Source organism: Kribbella capetownensis, from assembly GCF_004331485.1.
GTDB classification, from domain to species: Bacteria; Actinomycetota; Actinomycetes; order Propionibacteriales; family Kribbellaceae; genus Kribbella; species Kribbella capetownensis.
In genome coordinates this window covers 183,361-201,471 of the sequence record NZ_SJKD01000009.1, presented here as the reverse complement: position 1 = coordinate 201,471, position 18,111 = coordinate 183,361, and the positions used below count along the sequence as shown (strand labels likewise).

At 68.5% G+C, this 18,111-nt stretch carries 22 protein-coding genes and 2 tRNA genes; 15 read left to right on the top strand and 9 right to left on the bottom strand.

The annotated features are described in order from the left end of the window. Window positions 1–37 precede the first annotated feature (37 nt). Window positions 38–691, top strand: a complete 654-nt coding sequence (locus E0H75_RS34050; protein ID WP_131517817.1) for a class I SAM-dependent methyltransferase — start codon at window positions 38–40, stop codon at window positions 689–691. On the opposite strand, the gene E0H75_RS34045 is transcribed toward E0H75_RS34050, so the two are convergent. The 3 genes from E0H75_RS34045 to E0H75_RS34035 are packed head-to-tail and all read right to left on the bottom strand — an operon-like array spanning window position 654 to window position 2,202. After that, on the bottom strand, window positions 654–848 hold the full coding sequence (locus E0H75_RS34045) for a hypothetical protein (RefSeq protein WP_131517816.1): 195 nt from the start codon (window positions 846–848) through the stop codon (window positions 654–656). The genes E0H75_RS34050 and E0H75_RS34045 overlap by 38 nt on opposite strands. Window positions 849–871: 23 nt before the next feature. Continuing rightward, window positions 872–1,723, bottom strand: coding sequence for a 3-methyladenine DNA glycosylase (locus tag E0H75_RS34040; RefSeq protein WP_131517815.1), 852 nt, complete (start codon window positions 1,721–1,723; stop codon window positions 872–874). Continuing rightward, a complete protein-coding gene (locus tag E0H75_RS34035; protein WP_131517814.1) occupies window positions 1,720–2,202 on the bottom strand; it encodes a GNAT family N-acetyltransferase in 483 nt (160 codons plus the stop codon). Before E0H75_RS34035 ends, E0H75_RS34040 begins: the two co-directional genes overlap by 4 nt. 41 nt (window positions 2,203–2,243) lie before the next feature. Between E0H75_RS34035 and E0H75_RS34030 the strand changes: the two genes are divergently transcribed. The 5 genes from E0H75_RS34030 to E0H75_RS34010 all read left to right on the top strand — a co-directional run bounded on the left by E0H75_RS34030 (window position 2,244) and on the right by E0H75_RS34010 (window position 5,846). Next, window positions 2,244–3,032, top strand: coding sequence for a fumarylacetoacetate hydrolase family protein (locus tag E0H75_RS34030; RefSeq protein WP_131517813.1), 789 nt, complete (start codon window positions 2,244–2,246; stop codon window positions 3,030–3,032). Further along, window positions 3,025–4,560 carry a glutamate--tRNA ligase gene (gene gltX, locus E0H75_RS34025; RefSeq protein ID WP_131517812.1) on the top strand — a complete coding sequence of 512 codons (1,536 nt, stop codon included), beginning with the start codon at window positions 3,025–3,027 and terminating at the stop codon, window positions 4,558–4,560. Before E0H75_RS34030 ends, gltX begins: the two co-directional genes overlap by 8 nt. Continuing rightward, window positions 4,561–5,502, top strand: coding sequence for a CPBP family intramembrane glutamic endopeptidase (locus E0H75_RS34020; RefSeq protein WP_131517811.1), 942 nt, complete (start codon window positions 4,561–4,563; stop codon window positions 5,500–5,502). Between the two features lie 118 nt (window positions 5,503–5,620). Further along, window positions 5,621–5,692, top strand: a tRNA-Gln gene (locus E0H75_RS34015). A 78-nt stretch (window positions 5,693–5,770) separates the two neighbouring features. After that, window positions 5,771–5,846 (top strand) — tRNA-Glu (locus E0H75_RS34010). A gap of 49 nt (window positions 5,847–5,895) precedes the next feature. Here E0H75_RS34010 and E0H75_RS34005 read toward each other — a convergent pair. Further along, entirely contained in the window at window positions 5,896–6,720 is an 825-nt protein-coding gene (locus E0H75_RS34005; RefSeq protein WP_165554215.1) for a CPBP family glutamic-type intramembrane protease, read from the bottom strand. Window positions 6,721–6,778: 58 nt separating this feature from the next. Here E0H75_RS34005 and E0H75_RS34000 point away from each other — a divergent pair, with 58 nt between their 5' ends. Next, on the top strand, window positions 6,779–7,372 hold the full coding sequence (locus E0H75_RS34000; RefSeq protein WP_131517809.1) for a TetR/AcrR family transcriptional regulator: 594 nt from the start codon (window positions 6,779–6,781) through the stop codon (window positions 7,370–7,372). 6 nt (window positions 7,373–7,378) lie between these two features. Here E0H75_RS34000 and E0H75_RS33995 read toward each other — a convergent pair whose 3' ends face one another. After that, window positions 7,379–7,945 (bottom strand): HdeD family acid-resistance protein, encoded by a 567-nt coding sequence (locus E0H75_RS33995; RefSeq protein WP_131517808.1) that lies wholly within the window; start codon window positions 7,943–7,945, stop codon window positions 7,379–7,381. Window positions 7,946–8,062: 117 nt separating this feature from the next. Between E0H75_RS33995 and E0H75_RS33990 the strand changes: the two genes are divergently transcribed. Next, entirely contained in the window at window positions 8,063–8,440 is a 378-nt protein-coding gene (locus E0H75_RS33990) for a VOC family protein (protein WP_131517807.1), read from the top strand. A gap of 34 nt (window positions 8,441–8,474) precedes the next feature. Here the strand turns inward: E0H75_RS33990 and E0H75_RS33985 are convergent, their stop codons facing one another. Further along, on the bottom strand, window positions 8,475–9,194 hold the full coding sequence (locus E0H75_RS33985; RefSeq protein WP_012922430.1) for an IclR family transcriptional regulator: 720 nt from the start codon (window positions 9,192–9,194) through the stop codon (window positions 8,475–8,477). Between the two features lie 143 nt (window positions 9,195–9,337). On the opposite strand from E0H75_RS33985, the gene leuC reads away from it, so the two are divergent. The 4 genes from leuC to E0H75_RS33965 all read left to right on the top strand — a co-directional run bounded on the left by leuC (window position 9,338) and on the right by E0H75_RS33965 (window position 13,578). Further along, window positions 9,338–10,768: a 3-isopropylmalate dehydratase large subunit gene (leuC, locus tag E0H75_RS33980; protein ID WP_131517806.1), complete on the top strand. Its 1,431-nt coding sequence runs from the start codon at window positions 9,338–9,340 to the stop codon at window positions 10,766–10,768. Between the two features lie 14 nt (window positions 10,769–10,782). Next, window positions 10,783–11,382 (top strand): 3-isopropylmalate dehydratase small subunit, encoded by a 600-nt coding sequence (gene leuD, locus E0H75_RS33975; RefSeq protein WP_131517805.1) that lies wholly within the window; start codon window positions 10,783–10,785, stop codon window positions 11,380–11,382. Between the two features lie 254 nt (window positions 11,383–11,636). Beyond that, on the top strand, window positions 11,637–12,791 hold the full coding sequence (gene corA / locus E0H75_RS33970) for a magnesium/cobalt transporter CorA (protein ID WP_131517804.1): 1,155 nt from the start codon (window positions 11,637–11,639) through the stop codon (window positions 12,789–12,791). Window positions 12,792–13,005: 214 nt separating this feature from the next. Beyond that, entirely contained in the window at window positions 13,006–13,578 is a 573-nt protein-coding gene (locus E0H75_RS33965; RefSeq protein ID WP_131355328.1) for an HU family DNA-binding protein, read from the top strand. Window positions 13,579–13,694: 116 nt separating this feature from the next. Here E0H75_RS33965 and E0H75_RS33960 read toward each other — a convergent pair whose 3' ends face one another. Then, window positions 13,695–13,901, bottom strand: coding sequence for a hypothetical protein (locus E0H75_RS33960; protein WP_131517803.1), 207 nt, complete (start codon window positions 13,899–13,901; stop codon window positions 13,695–13,697). Between the two features lie 53 nt (window positions 13,902–13,954). Beyond that, on the bottom strand, window positions 13,955–14,626 hold the full coding sequence (gene cofC / locus E0H75_RS33955) for a 2-phospho-L-lactate guanylyltransferase (RefSeq protein ID WP_131517802.1): 672 nt from the start codon (window positions 14,624–14,626) through the stop codon (window positions 13,955–13,957). A gap of 16 nt (window positions 14,627–14,642) precedes the next feature. Between cofC and E0H75_RS33950 the strand changes: the two genes are divergently transcribed. Genes E0H75_RS33950 through E0H75_RS33940 form a run of 3 tightly spaced genes read left to right on the top strand, consistent with a single transcriptional unit; the run spans window position 14,643 to window position 17,352 of the window. Further along, the gene (locus E0H75_RS33950) at window positions 14,643–15,440 is read left to right on the top strand and encodes a lysophospholipid acyltransferase family protein (RefSeq protein ID WP_131517801.1); all 798 of its coding nucleotides are present in this window, start codon (window positions 14,643–14,645) and stop codon (window positions 15,438–15,440) included. Beyond that, entirely contained in the window at window positions 15,437–16,441 is a 1,005-nt protein-coding gene (locus E0H75_RS33945; RefSeq protein ID WP_131517800.1) for an NAD(P)H-dependent glycerol-3-phosphate dehydrogenase, read from the top strand. Before E0H75_RS33950 ends, E0H75_RS33945 begins: the two co-directional genes overlap by 4 nt. Then, complete coding sequence (locus E0H75_RS33940) at window positions 16,438–17,352, top strand: aminoglycoside phosphotransferase family protein (RefSeq protein ID WP_202873308.1); 915 nt, start codon at window positions 16,438–16,440, stop codon at window positions 17,350–17,352. Before E0H75_RS33945 ends, E0H75_RS33940 begins: the two co-directional genes overlap by 4 nt. 12 nt (window positions 17,353–17,364) lie before the next feature. On the opposite strand, the gene E0H75_RS33935 is transcribed toward E0H75_RS33940, so the two are convergent. Further along, complete coding sequence (locus E0H75_RS33935) at window positions 17,365–18,066, bottom strand: hypothetical protein (protein ID WP_165554210.1); 702 nt, start codon at window positions 18,064–18,066, stop codon at window positions 17,365–17,367. Window positions 18,067–18,111: the final 45 nt, after the last annotated feature.

Genomic DNA, 18,111 nt, shown 5'->3' with positions numbered 1-18,111 from the left:
AGAGGCTGGGCCAGTCGCTCGTCTCTAGGATCGGACCATGACGAACGGCGGCCGGGCGCAGCGTGAGAGTGACTTGATTGCCTACTACACCAATGAGGTCGGGGCGCGGGTCGGGCGTGAGCTGCCTGATGCCAGGGTCGCTCGGCGTACGGCGTACCTCGGGCGACTGGCGAGTGAGGGACGGCGGTCTGTCCTCGAGATCGGGTGTGGTCCCGGGCGCGACGGGCAGGCGATTGCGGATGCCGGGTTCGCCTACGTGGGTGTGGATCTCGCGCCCGCCAGCGTTGAGACCTGTCGCTCACTCGGTCTGCAGGCGCAGGTTGCTTCAGTCCTGGAGTTGCCGTTCGAGGACGAGACGTTCGACGCCGGCTGGACGATGAGCACCCTCCTGCACGTTGCGGACGAGGACGTCGATCAGGCGCTGAGCGAGATCGTGCGAGTGCTGCGTCCACGTGCACCGCTGGCAATCGGCCTCTGGGGTGGTGCCACCGGCGGCGAGCGGGTCTGGCAGGACGAGAGCGGCTTCGGCCCGGGGCGCTTCTTCAGCATCCGCACGGACGACGTACTGCGACGGACATTGCAGCGCTACGGCAGCGTCGACGAATGGGAGACCTGGGACGACGGTGGCTCCATGCACTACCAGTGGGCGGTCGTCACCGTTTCCGCGGACCGCGGAACGCGACGTAGATGAGCGAGACGCCGGCGGCCGCGACGATCGGGCCGACGATCGCCCAGAACGAGCTGCCGGTCATCGAGCTGCCCTTGAGGTAGCCGAGGCCCTGGAGCGTCCAGACCGCGCCGATGGCAAGCAGCAGTGCACCGAGCGCGATGGCGACGATCTTCCCCATGCCGAGGAGCCTAGTGCAGGTCTCTAGCCGAGCAACTCGTCGCAGAGGTCGACGAGTCGGCCGCGGAGTGGCCGGGCGCGTTCGGCGAAGGTGCGTTGGGCGGCGGCGTACTCGCCTTTGCCTGCTGTGGTTTCGATCGGCACGGGGGAGTAGCCGAGAGCGGAGAGGTCGTACGGCGAGGCGCGCATGTCGAGTGTGCGGATGTCGCGGGCGAGCTCGAAGCAGTCCAGCACCAAGGAACTCGGAGCGAACGGCATCAGCTTCGACGCCCACTTGTAGAGGTCCATGTTGGCGTGCAGGCAGCCGCCCTGCTCGAGCTGTGGTTGCGACTCCCGCGTCGGTTGCAGCACGTTCCGCGGCCGCGCTGGATCCGTGAAGAACCGGAACGCGTCGAAATGCGAGCAGGCGATCTTGTGCGACTCGACCACCTGATCCGTCCCCTCGGATCCCAGCCGCAACGGCCACGACTCATGCCGTACGTCGGACGTCCGGTAGACCATCGCCCACTCGTGCAAACCGAAACAACCGAACTGCGGTTGGCGATCCAGCGTCGACCCCAGCAGCCGCCGGATCCATCGAATGCTGTCCGCCCGCCGCTCCACCTCCGCCGGATCCACACTCGCCGCACCGCCGACGTACCTGTAGCCGCGGCGTCCGTCGTACTGCGTGGCTCCGAGCAACCGGACGCCAGGCCCGGGGTGCCAGACGCGGAGCTGGTTCGGTCGGGTGGGGTAGTAGGTGAAGAGGAAGTCCTCGACCGGATGCGCCTGCCGACGGCGTCGCCGCTCAAGGTGCCCGGCGACCAAGGCGTCGACGCGGTTCCGATGGGCTGTCTCGTACGACGTCCACTCGGCGGGGGTGAGGGTGACGGTCACAGGTCCAGGGCGAAGGCCCACAGATCGACGCCGGCGATTGGGGACCAGTCGCGGTCGGGGAGGCGGACGAAGCCGAGCCGCTGGTAGATGCGGTGGGCCGTCGTCATGTACGTTGCACTGCTCATCACGATCCGGCTGAGGCCCAGCTCGCGGGTGCGCTCGATGCAGCGCTCGGTCAGCGCGGTCCCGACACCCAGTCCGCGCGCTCGGCCGACCACTCCGAGCATCCGGAACTCGCCCTCGTCGTCCAGCCCGATCTCTCGGTACACAGAGCCTGCCGGACAGTAAGTAACAGAGCCGAGCAGTCCGGTCTCGTCCGCCGCGACCCACAGCTCCGCCTTGGCCGCCCGATCCGCCGCCGCCCGCAGCGTCCTCGCGTAGTCGCCCCGGACGTAACCGTCATGCGAGTACGCCTCCACCGTCAGTTCGCCGACGGCGTCGTACTCGGATGGAAGGGCCGGCCGGATCTCGATCGTCACCGGATAACTGTCTCATTCCGTCGCGACGGTAGGCTCGGGCCGTGCGTATCGCCAGATTCTCCGTGGACGACGAGCCGAGGTACGGCGTCGTCGAGACCGATGACCCCGAAGGGCTCACCGGCACCGTGTCCGTGCTCGACTCGGACCCGCTCTACCGGCCGGTCCAGTTCACCGGGGAGAAACTGCAACTGGCCGACGTCCGGCTGCTTGCGCCGGTGATCCCGCGCAGCAAGGTCGTCTGCGTCGGCCGCAACTACGCGGCGCACGCCGAGGAGCTCGGCAACGACGTACCGGCCGAGCCGCTGATCTTCCTGAAGCCGAACACCTCGGTGATCGGGCCGCGGGACGGCATCGTCTACCCCGAGCAGACCAACAACCTGCACTTCGAGGGCGAGCTGGCGATCGTGATCGGGCGGATCTGCCGCGACCTGCCCAAGGAGCGGGTGAACGAGGTGATCTTCGGGTACACGATCGCCAACGACGTCACCGCGCGCGACCTGCAGAAGCTCGACGGGCAGTGGGCCCGGGCCAAGGGCTACGACACGTTCTGCCCGCTCGGCCCGTGGATCACCACCGAGCTCGACGTGTCCGACCTGCGGGTCAGCACGCAGGTGAACGGCGAGCCGAAGCAGGACGGACGGACGTCGCAGTTCATCTTCGGCATCCCGGAGGTGCTGGCCTACATCACCTCCTTCACCACGCTGCTGCCCGGCGACGTGGTGCTCACCGGCACTCCCGCGGGTGTCGGCCCGATGCTGCCCGGCGACGAGGTCGCGATCAGCGTCGAAGGAATCGGAACTCTGACGAACAAGGTGATCGTGCGTGACTGACCGGCCAGCCCCCACTGACGACGATGTTCTGGGTGGCCTCGAACCGAACCAGGTGCGGCTGCGCTTCGCGCCCTCCCCGACGGGTTACCTGCACGTCGGCAACATCCGGACGGCGCTGTTCGCCTGGGCCTTCGCCCGCCACTACGGCGGCAAGCTGGTCCTGCGGATCGAGGACACCGACGTCGCCCGCAACACGCCGGACGGGCTGAGCTTCACCCTGGAGTCGCTGCGCTGGCTGGGCATCGACTGGGACGAGGGCCCGGAGAAGGGCGGCGACTTCGGTCCGTACCAGCAGACCGAGCGGATGGACATCTACGCCGATGTCGTCGCCAAGCTGCTGGCGGCCGGCCGGGCGTACCACTGCTACTGCTCGCAGGAGGAGCTCGAGCAGCGTCGTGAGGCCGCGCGCACCGCCGGCCAGCACAGCGGGTACGACGGCCACTGCCGCACGCTCACCGAGGAGCAGGTCAAGGCGTACGCCGACGAGGGCCGCCGGCCCGTGGTCCGGCTGCGGATGCCGGACCGGCCGATCGTGTTCGACGACCTGGTCCGCGGCGAGATCACCTTCCTGCCCGAGAACCTGAGCGACTACGTGCTGGTCCGGGCGAACGGCTACCCGCTCTACCCACTGGTGAACCCGGTCGACGACGCGCTGATGGAGATCACCCACGTGCTCCGCGGCGAGGACCTGCTGCCGTCCACACCGCGGCAGGTCGCGCTCTACGAGGCGCTGGCCGAGATCGGCGTCGGCAGCGGCCGGACGCCGCGGTTCGGGCACCTGCCGTTCGTGATGGGGGAGGGCAACAAGAAGCTGTCCAAGCGCGACCCGGGCTCCGGCCTCGGCGAGTACATGCAGCGCGGCTTCCTGCCCGAGGGCCTGCTGAACTACCTGGCCCTGCTGGGCTGGTCGATCGCCGACGACCGCGACGTGTTCACGACGGCGGAGATGATCGAGGCGTTCGACATCCGCAAGGTGAACTCGAACGCGGCCCGGTTCGACCCGAAGAAGTGCGAGGCGATCAACGCCGCGCACATGCGGATGCTGGCGCCGGAGGAGTTCGGGTCCCGGATGGTCCCGTTCCTGGCCAAGGCGGGCTTGCTGCCGGCCGAGCCGTCGGCGGACCAGCGGGCTGTCCTGCAGGCCGCCGTACCGCTGGTGCAGGAGCGGATGAACACGCTGTCGGAGTCGGTCGACATGCTCGGCTTCCTGTTCGTCGACGATGCGGCGTTCAGTGTCGACCCGGATGCCGCCGCGAAGGTGCTGACCGGTGACGCGGGCGCGGTCCTCGAGGCGTCGGTGAAGGCGCTGGCCGACGTGGACTGGACCACTGAGGCGATCGAGGCGTCGCTGCGGACCTCGCTGATCGAGGGGCTCGGCCTGAAGCCGAAGAACGCGTTCGGCCCGGTCCGGGTGGCGATCTCCGGACGCCGGATCTCGCCACCGCTGTTCGAGTCGCTCGAGCTGCTCGGCCGGGAGAAGGCTCTGCACCGGCTCGAGCAGGCGCGTGCCTCCCTCCTGGCGGACTAGATGCCGCAGGACGTGACGCCGGCGACGGACAGGTCCGATGCGGGGCCACCGCCGTACCAGCGGCTGCTGGTGAACCCGGAGGCACCGCGCGGGTACGTCGTACTCGGCGCCTTGGCGATCCTGGTCGGCTGGATGATCACGAGCGTGGTCGTGCTCGGGATCCAGCAGGGCATTCGGAAGGATCCCGAGGGTACGGTCTCGTGGCTCGGGTTGCTGGCGACGAACCTGTCGCTGATCGTGCTGATCCCGCTGAGCATGCTGGTCGCGCGGGCGCTCAACCGGCAGGCGCCGGGACTGTTGTCCTCGGTCATCGGCCGGCTGCGGTGGCGGCCGCTGGCGTGGTTCGCGGTGGCTGCGGTCGCGACCGAGTTGGTCATGCTCGGTGTGATCCAGGTCGGCGGCGTCGAGCTCATCGGCGGCGATGGTGGCAGTGGGATCGCGCCGGATGCGGCCGGCGTGATTGCGGTCACGCTGCTCACATCGACGTTCCAGGCGGCGGGGGAGGAGTACTTCTTCCGCGGCTACCTGTTGCAGGCCGTCGGCGCGCTGGTCCGGAGTTCGGTGATCGCGATCCTCGTCACCACCGTGCTGTTCACCATGGCTCACGGGATCTGGCCGTGGGAGAGCCCGGCGCTGTTCCTGGATCGGTTCGCGTTCGGGTTGGTCGCGGGCTTCCTCGTCGTACGGACCGGTGGGCTGGAGGCGTCGATCGCGGCGCACGCGGCCAACAACGTGGTGACGTTCGTGTTCGCGGCGTTGACGAACAGCGTGGGTGCCAGCCTCGGCGCGAAGGACGCGCCCTGGTCGCTGGTGACGGTGGATGTGGTGAAGTTCGCGCTGTTCGGTGCGGTCGCGCTGTGGCTGGCCCGGCGGATGAAGCTGGCGACGGTGTGCGACCTGCCGCTGACGCCGGCGCCGCACCCGGGCACGAGGCTGGTGTGACGGGAGTGACAACCCGCCACCGGCACCCCCGTTTTGGTGTCCGAGCCATTGCTCGGGTACTCTCTTCGAGCCAGGTTGTGAGGGCGGAGACGGTCTCACAACGGCAGTGAAATGCCTTTGGGGTATGGGGTAATTGGCAGCCCGTCTGATTCTGGTTCAGTTAGTCTAGGTTCGAGTCCTAGTACCCCAGCGGATTGGACCGCACCGACGGAAATCGGTAAGGTTCAACCTCGTTGCCCGGCCCGTGAGGACCGGACGACAACCCTCTGGCCCCGTTGTGTAGCGGCCTAGCACGCCGCCCTCTCAAGGCGGTAGCGCGGGTTCGAATCCCGTCGGGGCTACCAGAGAAAGCCTCCCACCAACTGGTGGGAGGCTTTTCTGGTTCCGGACGGATCAGGTCACCGAGCGCCGTCCGGCGAAGTACACGACGGTGGCGATGACGGTGTACGCGGCGGCCAGCAGGTATCCGAGCCTCGCCTTGTCCTCGCCGGTCACCATCAGGAAGAAGAAACCGCTGCCGACGGCGTTCAGGCCCGCGTGCCAGACCGCCGCCAGGGTCCAGCGTCCGCCGCTGGCGACCAAGACCCGCAGCATCACCATCGTGAAGGCCGCGTTGCCCACGATCCCGACCACCCACGGCAGGTCGCCGGTGATCATCAGCGGCAGATGCCAGAGGATCCGCATCGCCGCTGCGAGCGCCCAGGCGGCCAGGAAGCCGTGCCGGCGCAGCAGGATCGGTGCCGCGAACGCCATCCAGCCCGCCTCCTCGCCGACGCCGATCAGCACGACCAGCACAAGGAACGACGGCAGTACCTCGGGCCAGCCCGCGAGCTGCGCCGAGGTGAGCAACGGCGCACCGAGCAGATGGTTCACCAGCACGTTGACGATGTGCACCACCACCGGGGCCAGGATGGCCAGCAGGTACCACTTCGGGGCGGCTCTCCAGTTGCGCAGCCTCCGGCCCCAGGCGCGCAGCTCCGCACGGCCCTGGCAGGCGGTGACGACGAGTGCGGCCGCGAGTGGACCGAGCGGATTGTTCTCCGGATTCGATCCGAGCCCGAAGTAGGCGGTGATGTAGCGCAGCCAGCCGAAGAAGCAGGCCAGCACGACGAAGCTGATGATCGGGTAGCGCCGGATCACACCGATCGGGCCCCGGGGCTTGTGCTGCTCGGCGATGCGTCGGGCGGCGGGCTCGGCCTCGATGGTCTGTGCGTTCATGACATCCCCCTTCCATACGCCTCCGTATGGAGGATTGACCATACGGTAGCGTATGGACATGGCCATTGGGAAGCGCGAATCATTGACGGCGAACGACTGGACCTCGGCAGCGCTCGACGCGCTCGCCCGGGGCGGCCTCGGGGCGGTCGCGGTCGAGCCGCTGGCCAAGTCCCTCGGGACCACGAAGGGCAGCTTCTACTGGCACTTCACCGATCGGAACGCACTCATCGCGGCCGCGCTCGAGCGCTGGGAGCAACGCGACACCGACCGGGTGATCGCGGCGGTCGACCGGACGCCGGACGTCGCGACGCGTCTGCGCAAGCTCCTCCGCCTGGTGTTCACCGCGGTGGTCGGCGACCCCGGGGCCGGTGCCGGATCCGTCGAGCTGGCCCTGCAGGCCACCGCGACGCATCCGCTGGTCGCGCCTACGCTGGCGCGCGTGACCGAGCGCCGGCTGGCCTACCTCACCTCGCTGTTCGCCGAGCTCGGTCTCTCCCAGGCCCGGGCTCGCGACCGTGGCCTACTGGCGTACGCCGCCTTCCTCGGTCACGCGCAACTGGCGCACTCGACACCGGACCTCGTGCCGGCCGGTCGAGCGCTGTCCAGTCACATCGATCGGCTCATCGAGACGCTCACCGTCGTCGAGGACTGAATGCCGTCACGCCGGGGACGGCGTGGTGGCCTGGGGTGGGTGGCTCAGGTCGCGGCGGACGCTGAGGCCGACGGCGATCAGGACGACACCCCAGACCAGGGCGGTCACCCCGAGGAGTACGGCGATGCCGACCGCGGACGCACCCGGGTTCGTGACGAAGAGGACGCCGATCAGGATCGACAGGGCACCGCTCACGACGAGCAGCCAGCGGGGCATGACGTGGTTGTTGGTGAAGGCACCGAACAGTTCGAACAGACCGCGGACGATCAGCCAGATGCCGAGGATCCATGTCAGTGTCTTCGCGGCCATTCCCGGATGGACGATCGCGAAGAACGCCGCGAGCAGGGCGATGACGCCGAGCACCACGAGCCAGATCCGGTTGCCTTTCGATTCCGGCTGGAACGCCTGCACGATCGAACCGATGCCGTCCGCAAGGGCCCAGACACCCCACAGCACTGCCAGCGCGATGGCCGTTTCGATCGGCCAGATGATCGCGAGAATCCCGAAGACGATGCCGATCGCCCCGCGGACGAGCAGCATCTTCCAACCGAGTGTGAGCCAATCCCGATCCATGGCCAGACCTCCTTGAGCTCCCAGAGCACTCAAGCTTCATGGTCACCCCGCTCACCCGAATGCACAACGGGTGCGGAGAGCGACCCTGAAGAGACCAGATCGGCCTACGCTGAGGTCATGACCGTCGAGTTCAACCACACCATCGTGAACTGCACTGACAAGGAGGCGTCGGCGCGCTTCCTGGCCGGGATCCTCGGACTCGGCGATCCGACCAGCTACGGGCCGTTCGCGGTGGTGCAACTCGGGAACGGCACGACGCTGGACTTCGCCGACGACCACGGGCAGCCACACCGGCAGCACTACGCCTTCCTCGTCAGCGAGGAGGAGTTCGACCAGATCCACGCCCGGATCGTCGAGCGCGGACTGACCTACTGGGCCGACCCGTTCCATCGCCGCGACGGTGAGATCAACACCAACGACGGCGGACGTGGCCTCTACTGGGACGATCCCGACGGGCACAACCTCGAGATCCTCACGGTGCCGTACGGGGGCTGAACGCCGGCGGGGCAGCTCGATCGCAGGCGTTCGACTACTCCGAGGCGCGGCGCAGGGCCTCCGAGAGCCGTTCGGCGGCGGCCATCACCGCGGGGGCGTGCATCCGGCCGGGCTGGCGGGACAAGCGCTCGATCGGGCCGGAGACGGACACGGCCGCGATCACCTTGCCGGACGGGGAACGCACCGGAGCGGAGACCGACGCGACACCCTGCTCGCGTTCGCCGACCGAGTGGGCCCAGCCGCGGCGCCGTACGCCGGCCAGGGCGGCCGCGTTGAAGGTGGCGTTGTGCAGACCGCGGTGCATCCGCTCCGGGTCCTCCCAGGCCAGCAGGATCTGGGCCGCGGAGCCGGCCGCCATGGTCAACTGACTGCCGACCGGCACAGTGTCCCGCAGGCCAGACGGGCGCTCGGCGGCCGCGACGCACACGCGGTACTCACCCTGGCGGCGGAACAACTGCGCCGACTCACCGGTGATGTCCCGCAGCCGCGCCAGCACCGGGCCGGCGGTCGCGAGCAGCCGGTCCTCACCGGCGGCCGAGGCCAACTCGCTGAGCCGCGGGCCGAGCACGAACCGGCCCTGCATGTCGCGCCCGACCAGCCGGTGGTGCTCCAGCGCCACCGCCAGCCGGTGTGCCGTCGGACGGGCCAGCCCCGTGGCCGCCACCAGGCCGGCCAGGGTCGCCGGCCCGGACTCGAGGGCGGACAGAACGAGGGCTGCTTTGTCGAGAACGCCGACTCCGCTAGAGTTGTCCATGAGACGATATTGCCGTCTCGAATCGTGGAACGCAAGTCGCTTCCGTGACCCGATCGAGAGCACTGTGAGCGATACAGCACCTCACCAGACGCCTCGACCGGGGCGGTGGGGTTGGGAAAAAGTATCCAAGGAGGAGAAGTCTGATGGGTAGGACGTTGTCGGAAAAGGTGTGGGATGCGCACGTCGTGCGCCATGCCGACGGGGAACCCGACCTCCTCTACATCGACCTCCACCTGGTTCACGAGGTGACCAGTCCGCAGGCGTTCGACGGCCTCCGGCTGGGCGGCCGGCAGGTCCGGCGCCCGGACCTGACCATCGCCACCGAGGATCACAACGTCCCGACGTACGACGTGGACAAGCCGATCGCCGACCCGGTGTCGCGCACCCAGGTCGACACGCTGCGCAAGAACGCCGAGGAGTTCGGCATCCGGATCCACACCCTCGGCGACCCGGACCAGGGCGTCGTCCACGTGATCGGCCCGCAGCTCGGACTGACCCAGCCCGGCATGACCGTGGTCTGCGGCGACAGCCACACCAGCACGCACGGCGCGTTCGGCGCGATTGCCTTCGGCATCGGCACCAGCGAGGTCGAGCACGTGCTGGCCACCCAGACGCTGATGCAGGCCCGGCCGAAGACGATGGCTGTCACGGTCGACGGCGTACTGCCCGACGGCGTCTCGGCGAAGGACCTGGTGCTCGCGCTGATCGCGCAGGTCGGCACCGGCGGCGGCCAGGGCTACATCGTCGAGTACCGCGGTGAGGCGATCCGCGCGCTGAGCATGGAAGCCCGGATGACGATCTGCAACATGTCGATCGAGTGGGGCGCGAAGGCCGGCATGATCGCGCCGGACGAGACCACGTTCTCCTACCTGCAGGACAAGCCGCACGCGCCGCAGGGCGTCGACTGGGAAGCCGCGGTCGAGTACTGGAAGAGCCTGGCCACCGACGCGGACGCGACCTTCGACCGTGAGGTCGTACTGCGCGCCGAGGACATCACGCCGTTCGTCACCTGGGGCACCAACCCCGGCCAGGGCATTCCGCTGTCGGAGTCCGTCCCGTCGCCGGACGCCTTCGCCAACGAGAACGACAAGCGCGCCGCCGAGCGGGCGCTGGAGTACATGGGCCTGACCGCCGGTACGCCGATGCGCGAGATCCACGTGGACACAGTGTTCCTGGGCTCCTGCACCAACGGCCGGATCGAGGACCTGCGCGCCGCAGCCGGAGTGCTGGCCGGCCGGAAGGTTGCCGAGGGCACCCGGATGCTCGTCGTGCCGGGATCGGGCCGGGTCCGGTTGCAGGCCGAGGCCGAGGGCCTGGACGCGATCTTCAAGGACGCCGGCGCCGAATGGCGTGGGGCCGGATGCTCGATGTGCCTGGGCATGAACCCGGACCAGTTGGCCCCGGGGGAGCGCAGCGCCTCCACCTCGAACCGGAACTTCGAAGGACGTCAGGGCAAGGGCGGCCGGACCCACTTGGTGTCCCCGCTGGTTGCCGCCGCGACTGCGGTCACCGGGACGCTCGCCGCCCCGGCGGACCTGCCGCCGGTCGATGTCGCCGTACCCGAGAACGTCTGAGGAGCAGAGGAAGAATGGAAGCCTTCACCCAGCACATCGGTACGGCGGCCCCGCTGCGCCGCAGCAACGTCGACACCGACCAGATCATCCCGGCGGTCTACCTGAAGCGGGTCACCCGGACCGGCTTCGAGGACGGGCTGTTCGCGGCCTGGCGCAACGACCCCGAGTTCGTCTTGAACCAGCCCGAGTACGGCGGTGTCTCGGTGCTCGTGGCCGGACCGGACTTCGGCACCGGATCGTCGCGCGAGCACGCGGTCTGGGCCCTGCTCGACTACGGGTTCCGGGTCGTGGTGTCGTCGCGGTTCGGCGACATCTTCCGCGGCAACTCGGGCAAGGCCGGGCTGCTCGCGGCCCTGGTCGAGCAGGACGTCGTGGAGCGGCTGTGGACCACGATCGAGGCCGACCCGGGCACCAAGGTGACCGTCGACCTGGAGCACAAGACGATCTCCGCCGGTGACGTCTCGGCGCCGTTCGAGATCGACGACTACACCCGCTACCGGTTGCTGAACGGGCTCGACGACGTCGGCATCACCTTGTCCCACGAGGCCGACATCGCCGCGTACGAGGCGACCCGGCCCGCCTTCAAGCCGGCCACGCTGCCGGCGAAGGCCTGAGACATCTGGAGTTGTCGCCGCCGTAACGCGCAGCACATCGGCGGCGATAACTCTGGTGTTACCCTTACCGGGTTGTCAGAACAAGGCTTGCGAGACCGAGGAGGTGAGGCGCTGATGACCAGCGATCCCTCCAGACATACCGGTCTCGCTCGACCTTGAGAGGCGGAATCCTCTGGTAGTTGCGGCTTGAGTGCCGTGGGGGTCGGGCAGACGCGTGCCCATCACTCGCTTGCCTCACCGCACCTGGAGGACTCATGTCCGACCTGCGTCTGCGCACGCTGCGCGCCTTCGGCCGCACCCCGTCGCTTCGTACCGCCGCCCGCAAGCATGCCCTTGCTCCGGTCGTCGAGCCGGCCGAGAAGCCGCGCGACCAGCCGAAGCCCAAGGGACACAGCGTCGTCGACAGTGCGATCTACTGCGACGGCCGCCGGGTCGCGTCGCCGGGTTCGCTGGCCGAGACCTATCGCGTGCTGCACAAGGCGCCCAAGAGCCTGGCCTGGATCGGCCTGTACCGGCCGGACCGGCGCGAACTCGCGTCCCTGGCCCAGGAGTTCGACCTGCACGAGTTGGCCATCGAGGACGCCATCCAGGCCCATCAGCGGCCGAAACTGGAGCGTTACGGCGACACGTTGTTCGTCGTACTGAAGGCAGCCCGCTACCGGGACGCGACCGAGGAGGTCGAGTTCGGCGAGGTGCACGTGTTCGTCGGCCCGGACTTCGTGGTGACGGTCCGGCATGCCGAGGCGCCCAACCTGGCCGCGGTACGGCGCCGGGTCGAACGCGACCCCGAGTTGCTCGACCGCGGCACCGAGGCCGTGCTCTACGCGATCATGGACAAGGTCGTCGACGGGTACGCACCGGTGGTGGCCGGCCTCGAGAACGACATCGACGAGATCGAGACCGAGGTGTTCCGCGGCGATCCGAAGGTGTCGCGGCGCATCTACGAACTGTCCCGCGAGGTGATCGAGTTCCAGCGCGCGACCCGGCCGCTGGTCGCGATCCTCGAGGCGTTGCGCGGCGGATTCGAGAAGTACGGCATCGACGAGGAGCTGCAGCGTTCGCTGCGCGATGTCGCTGACCACGTCACCGAGGTGGTGGAGAAGGTCGACGGATTCCGCGAACTGCTGCGCGACATCCTGACCGTGAACGCGACCCTGGTGGCCCAGCAGCAGAACGAGGAGATGAAGAGTCTCGCGATCGCCAGCAGCGAGCAGAACGAAGAGGTGAAGCGGATCTCCGCGTGGGCGGCGATCCTGTTCGCACCGACGCTGATCGGCACCGTCTACGGGATGAACTTCGACAGCATGCCCGAGCTGCACTGGCAGTTCGGCTACCCCTTCGCGATCGGCCTGATGGCGTTGGTCTGCGGGGGTCTGCACCAGATCTTCAAGCGCCGCGGCTGGTTGTGAAGGCGGCTTCCACCCGGTCACGGATGGGCATCGGATCGTTGCTCAGCAGGGATTCTGAAGGCCCGTAAGGGCCGGATCGGGCCAAATTGTGGCACGAATCGCCCAAAACAAGGCCGAATTGCCGCGTTGGTGTTTGTGAACTGGCACTTGAGTCCATAACGTTCACGTGAGATCGAGCGCTGTGCTCGACGCCTAGTGTTCACGGAGGGAAGCAGTGAACAAGAGCCAGTTGGTCGAAGCGCTCGCAGTGCACTTCGACGGAAACCGCCGCCAGGCCCAGCACGCACTGGAATCGGTGATCGACACCGTGGAGCGCGAGCTGACCAAAAAGGGTGGCAAGGTCGCCATCACCGGTTTCGGTGCCTTCGAGGCCATCGAGCGTGGGGCGCGCATCGTGCGCAACCCGCGGACCGGTGAGACCAAGCGTGCCAAGAAGACCGTGGTTCCGAAGTTCCGCGCGGGTGCGGAGCTGAAGGCCGTTGTCTCCGGCGCGAAGAAGCTGCCGAAGCTCGTCGTGCCGAAGCCGGCCGCGACCGCCACCAAGGCGGCCGCCCCGGCGAAGAAGGCCGCTCCGGCCAAGGCCGCGGCGACCAAGACCGCCGCCAAGAGGGCGACGGCCACCAAGACGGTTGCCAAGAAGGCGCCGGCCAAGACCGTGGCCAAGAAGGCCCCGGCCAAGACCGTGGCCAAGAAGGCTCCGGCGAAGAAGGCGACCGTGGCCAAGAAGGCGCCGGCCAAGAAGGCCCCCGCCAAGAAGGCTCCGGCGAAGCGCGCATCGTCTCGCTGACCTTCAGCACTGCAGCACCGCAGTACGCACTACAGCGAAGGCCGGTCACCCCACTCCAGGGGCGACCGGCCTTCGCCGTGTGCACAGCGCCGTGTCACGATGCCTTTGGCAACCTTCTACAGCACGGTGCCGAAATCCACCCTGGTCACGCTGAGATCCGCGCCCGAGCCGGTGGTCTCGATCCGGACCCGCTGGCCTACGCGCAGATGGCGGACCGGAGTGTTCGCGACCGCGTGCACGGTGAAGGGCAGCTCGATCCCGGTGTCGGTCAGCACCGCGCCGGAGAACGTCTCGGTGTCATAGCGGCTCACAGTTGCCTGCATGCCCTCAACCTAAAGCAGTGTTGATTCGTCGCCCACCCCACCACCCCGGTCAGTCAGCCCGCGAGGCTCTCGGTTCCCGTCGCGGCGCCGAGTACGAGCGACATCACGTCCGCGGTCGCTTCACCGACGCCCAGTTGTACGGCGTGAGCCAGATCGGCTGCCGTGTCGACGTCGCGGCGTACCGACTCGATGCCGGTCAACTCGATCGGCATCGCCCCGGACGCTTGGTGGGCTAGTGCGGAACCCACACCGAACCGCGGGTCCAGCGCGACCCCGGGCTGTGCCGCGAGGAGCGTCGTACCGGTGCCGGGCCGGTCGATGACGAACGACCGCGGAGCCACACAAGCAGCCAGTACGGCGGTCAGCTCGGCGGGCCGCAACGCGGGCAGATCCGCGGAGAGGGCAACGACCCCGTGCTCCGGGAACTCCGCGGCGGCGACAGTGGCGCCATGCAGCAAGGCTTCGTTGAGGCCCGCGGCCGGGAGGTCCGGCACCACCCGCGCGCCGACGGCGGTGACGTCCGCGGACACCACCGGATCGTCGGTCACGACCAGGACAGCATGGACGAGAGCAGAGGTGAGGGCCGCCGCAGTAGTGTCGACGGCGAAGGCGCGCGCGAGCTCCGGACGGTGCTGTGGGTAGGCGGCAGCGAGCCGGCTCTTCGCGATCGCCGTACGCTTCACCGGGATCACCAGGGTCCAGGGAGCGACCTGTAGGTCTGCCATCAGGCAGGATTCTCCCATGACGGATGGCAGGCACGAGCACCAGGAGGCAGCAGTGGACGGGCAGCGGAAAGATCCCCGGCCACCCCGGGGCTTCTGGTTCGGCCTGATCGTGGCGATCGTGAAACCGTTCATGCTGGTGTTCACCAAGTGCACGTTCACCGGCCGGGAGAACATGCCCCGCTCCGGCGGCGTGGTCTACGTGCCGAACCACATCTCGCATTTCGACCCGGTCGTGCTCGGGTACTTCATCTGGGAGTGCCGGCGGATCCCGCGGTTCCTGGGCAAGGCGTCGCTGTTCAAGCTGCCGGTGCTCGGCCGGATCATCACCAGCGCCGGCCAGATCCCGGTCTATCGGGACTCCACCCAGGCCGCGGACGCGTTCCGGGACGCGGTCGCGGCGGTCGAGCGGGGCGAGTGCGTCGGCGTCTACCCCGAGGGCACGATCACCCGTGACCCGGCGATGTGGCCGATGACCGGCAAGACCGGCGCCGCCCGGATCGCCTTGATGACCGGCTGTCCGGTGGTCCCGATCGCCAACTGGGGCGCCCAGGAGGTCATCAAGTCCTACACCGGCCGCGGCGTGCGGATCCGGCTGCTGCCGCGCAAGACGCTGCTGGTGCGGGCCGGCAAGCCGGTCGACCTGAGCGCGTTCCAGGGCAAGCCGATCACCAACTCGCTGTTGCACCAGGCAACCGAGGTGATCATGGCCGAGGTCGCTGCCACTCTGGGCGAGCTGCGCGGTGAGACCCCGCCGAAGGAGCTCTACGACCTGCGCAAGGCCCGTGCAGCCGACGATGGTGAGGAGACGGCATGACGAAGGTAGCGGTGTTCGGAGCCGGATCCTGGGGTACGGCGTTCGCCACGGTGCTGGCGAACGCGGGGAACCAGGTGTCCGTCTGGGGACGGCGTGAGTCCCTGTGCGAAGTGATCAACACCCAGCACGAGAACCCCGACTACCTGCCTGGACTGCGACTCCCGGACACGATCACCGCGACCCACGATCCGGCCGCGGCCGCCGACGGCGCGGAGGCCGTCGTACTGGCGGTCCCGAGTCAGTCGTTGCGGGAGAACCTGAAGGACTGGGCCGACGTACTGCCGAACGCCGTACCCCTGGTCAGCCTGATGAAGGGCGTCGAGGTCGGTACGACGAAGCGGATGAGCGAGGTGATCGCGGAGGTCACCGGCGCCGGACCGGAGCGGATCGCTGTGGTGTCGGGACCCAACCTGGCGCGGGAGATCGCCGAAGGACAACCGGCTGCGTCCGTCGTCGCGTGTGCCGACGAAGGGACTGCGACGCGGCTGCAGAAGCTGTGCCATTCGCCGACGTTCCGCCCGTACACGAACAACGACGTGATCGGCTGCGAGCTCGGTGGCGCGACCAAGAACGTGATCGCGCTGGCCGTGGGGATGGCGGTCGGCCTCGGCTTCGGCGACAACGCCAGGGCCTCTGTCATCACCCGCGGTCTGGTCGAGACAGCCCGCCTGGGTAGGGCGCTGGGCGCGCAGGAGCACACGTTCTCGGGGCTGGCCGGCTTGGGTGACCTGGTCGCGACCTGCTCGTCACCGCTGTCGCGGAACCGGACGTTCGGTGAGAAGCTCGGCCAGGGCATGACCGTGGCCGAGATCGCCGGCGGCACTCGCCAGGTCGCCGAGGGTGTGAAGTCCTGCTCGTCGATCACCGACCTGGCTCACCACCACGATGTCGAGATGCCGATCGCCGAGCACGTCACCAAGGTCGTGGCCGGCGAGATGACCCCCAAGGACATGCTGTTCAGCCTGGTGTCCCGGTCGGCGAAGTCGGAGCGCTGGGGATGATCCCTTCCGCCTTCGCGCAATCGACGGTCGACCGCGAAGGCGAGGCAGGGCAGGCCTGGCTGTCCGAACTGCCGACGATCATCGAGGACGTGCTGGCGAGCTGGGACTGCACTTTGGACGGTCCGCTCGGGCACGGTCAGGTCGGAGTGATTGCGCCGGTCCGGCGGTCCGGCGGACCGGCTGTGCTCAAGGTGTCTTTCCCGCATCCCGGCAACGTGCACGAGCCCGATGCCTTCGCTGCCTGGGATGGCCGCGGTGCGGTGCACTTGTACGAGCGCGACGACGATCGCTTCGCCATGCTGCTCGAGCGAGCACAACCTTCGACGCTGACCGAGCTCGGTGACGGCGACGAGATCGCCACCCTGGCCGGCCGGCTCAGTCGCCGGTTGTCGATCCCAGCATCGGCGGGGCTACCGCGACTGGCGGATCAGGCCGACAGTTGGGACGAGGAGCTTCGCAAGGACGCCGCGGAGTTCGCGGGCGCCCTGCCCGTTGCGGTGGTCGACTCCGCACGCGCGGTGATCGACGAACTGGGCCGGGATCAGCCGGACCTCGTCGTCCACGGCGACTTCCATCCCCGCAACATCCTTCGCGCCGACCGCGAACCGTGGCTGGCCGTCGATCCCAAGGGGTACGTCGGGGATCCGGCGTACGACGGTGCCACCTTGCTCAAGCCGCGCGCCTTGGCGCTGATGGAGTCCGAGGATGTGATGAAGGCGCTGCTGCACGAGCTCGACGTCTTCTCCGACGCCGCGGAGCTGGAGCCGGAGCGGGTCCGGAGGTGGGCACATCTCCAGGTCGTGCAGGCCGCCTTTCATGGCAGGCGCCGCGGCTTCGGGCGGGCACGAGGCGGCCCGCTCCTCGACCGGATGCTCGCCTTGGTGGATCACTGGGCCATCAGCTGGTGCTGACGTACGTACGGGTCAACCGAGAGGTGGCAGGTCGAAGGCGTCGTTCGAGGTGCGGAGCAGAGCCACGCTAGCTCCGGCGAAGCCGACTGCTGCGACCAGGAGTCCGATGCCGGCGACCACATGGGTCGGCATGAACGGGTGGGTGAAGCCGCCCACTGCCAGGGCGATGCCCATCCAGGCGGGCGCCACCCGGCTGCGCCAGAGGGCGAGACCTTGCAGCAACAGGCCGACGGTGATGGCGAGAATGAACAGCAGGCTGCCGAGGGCGAGGATGGGCTGGTCTTCCATCGCGGCGGAGAACTTCTCCATCACCGCCGGGTCCAGCCCTGCATGGACTGTCATGTAGTCCGGTGTCACCGGACCACCAAGCAGGAACATTCCGGCGCCCAGACCGCCGAGACAGACGATGGCTCCGGCGGTCGACAGCCGCGGCACCTGCCGGCGCGTCACCCAGGCGACGGCGAAGGTCGCCGGGATCAGCAAGAAGAACGGCACCTGCAGCCACTGTATGAGTTCGAACCGGCCCTGGTCGGCGGCGATCGCGGCGAGCGCCTGGTCGAACGGCGCGTTGCCGCCGACCGGGTTGGTCAGGTAGACGATGCCCTGCAGCAGCATCGGCACCGGGGCGAGGACGGCGAGCAGGACCCGCCAGAAGCCGCGCACATCACGGGGTTTCCGTTCGGTCTTCGCGGCCTTCGAAGCTGTGGTGGACATGAGCAACTCCTTCGAGAATGCGCTGCCGTCAGCGCTGGACACCTC

Excerpts from the sequence above, each read along its gene's own strand:
- E0H75_RS34050 (WP_131517817.1), top strand. The coding sequence starts at position 38 with ATGACGAACGGCGGCCGGGCGCAGCGTGAGAGTGACTTGATTGCCTAC.
- E0H75_RS34045 (WP_131517816.1), bottom strand. The coding sequence starts at position 848 with ATGGGGAAGATCGTCGCCATCGCGCTCGGTGCACTGCTGCTTGCCATC.
- E0H75_RS34020 (WP_131517811.1), top strand. The coding sequence starts at position 4,561 with ATGCCGCAGGACGTGACGCCGGCGACGGACAGGTCCGATGCGGGGCCA.
- E0H75_RS34005 (WP_165554215.1), bottom strand. The coding sequence starts at position 6,720 with ATGAACGCACAGACCATCGAGGCCGAGCCCGCCGCCCGACGCATCGCC.
- E0H75_RS34000 (WP_131517809.1), top strand. The coding sequence starts at position 6,779 with ATGGCCATTGGGAAGCGCGAATCATTGACGGCGAACGACTGGACCTCG.
- E0H75_RS33995 (WP_131517808.1), bottom strand. The coding sequence starts at position 7,945 with ATGGATCGGGATTGGCTCACACTCGGTTGGAAGATGCTGCTCGTCCGC.
- E0H75_RS33990 (WP_131517807.1), top strand. The coding sequence starts at position 8,063 with ATGACCGTCGAGTTCAACCACACCATCGTGAACTGCACTGACAAGGAG.
- E0H75_RS33985 (WP_012922430.1), bottom strand. The coding sequence starts at position 9,194 with ATGGACAACTCTAGCGGAGTCGGCGTTCTCGACAAAGCAGCCCTCGTT.
- leuC (WP_131517806.1), top strand. The coding sequence starts at position 9,338 with ATGGGTAGGACGTTGTCGGAAAAGGTGTGGGATGCGCACGTCGTGCGC.
- leuD (WP_131517805.1), top strand. The coding sequence starts at position 10,783 with ATGGAAGCCTTCACCCAGCACATCGGTACGGCGGCCCCGCTGCGCCGC.
- corA (WP_131517804.1), top strand. The coding sequence starts at position 11,637 with ATGTCCGACCTGCGTCTGCGCACGCTGCGCGCCTTCGGCCGCACCCCG.
- E0H75_RS33960 (WP_131517803.1), bottom strand. The coding sequence starts at position 13,901 with ATGCAGGCAACTGTGAGCCGCTATGACACCGAGACGTTCTCCGGCGCG.
- cofC (WP_131517802.1), bottom strand. The coding sequence starts at position 14,626 with ATGGCAGACCTACAGGTCGCTCCCTGGACCCTGGTGATCCCGGTGAAG.
- E0H75_RS33950 (WP_131517801.1), top strand. The coding sequence starts at position 14,643 with ATGACGGATGGCAGGCACGAGCACCAGGAGGCAGCAGTGGACGGGCAG.
- E0H75_RS33945 (WP_131517800.1), top strand. The coding sequence starts at position 15,437 with ATGACGAAGGTAGCGGTGTTCGGAGCCGGATCCTGGGGTACGGCGTTC.
- E0H75_RS33940 (WP_202873308.1), top strand. The coding sequence starts at position 16,438 with ATGATCCCTTCCGCCTTCGCGCAATCGACGGTCGACCGCGAAGGCGAG.
- E0H75_RS33935 (WP_165554210.1), bottom strand. The coding sequence starts at position 18,066 with ATGTCCACCACAGCTTCGAAGGCCGCGAAGACCGAACGGAAACCCCGT.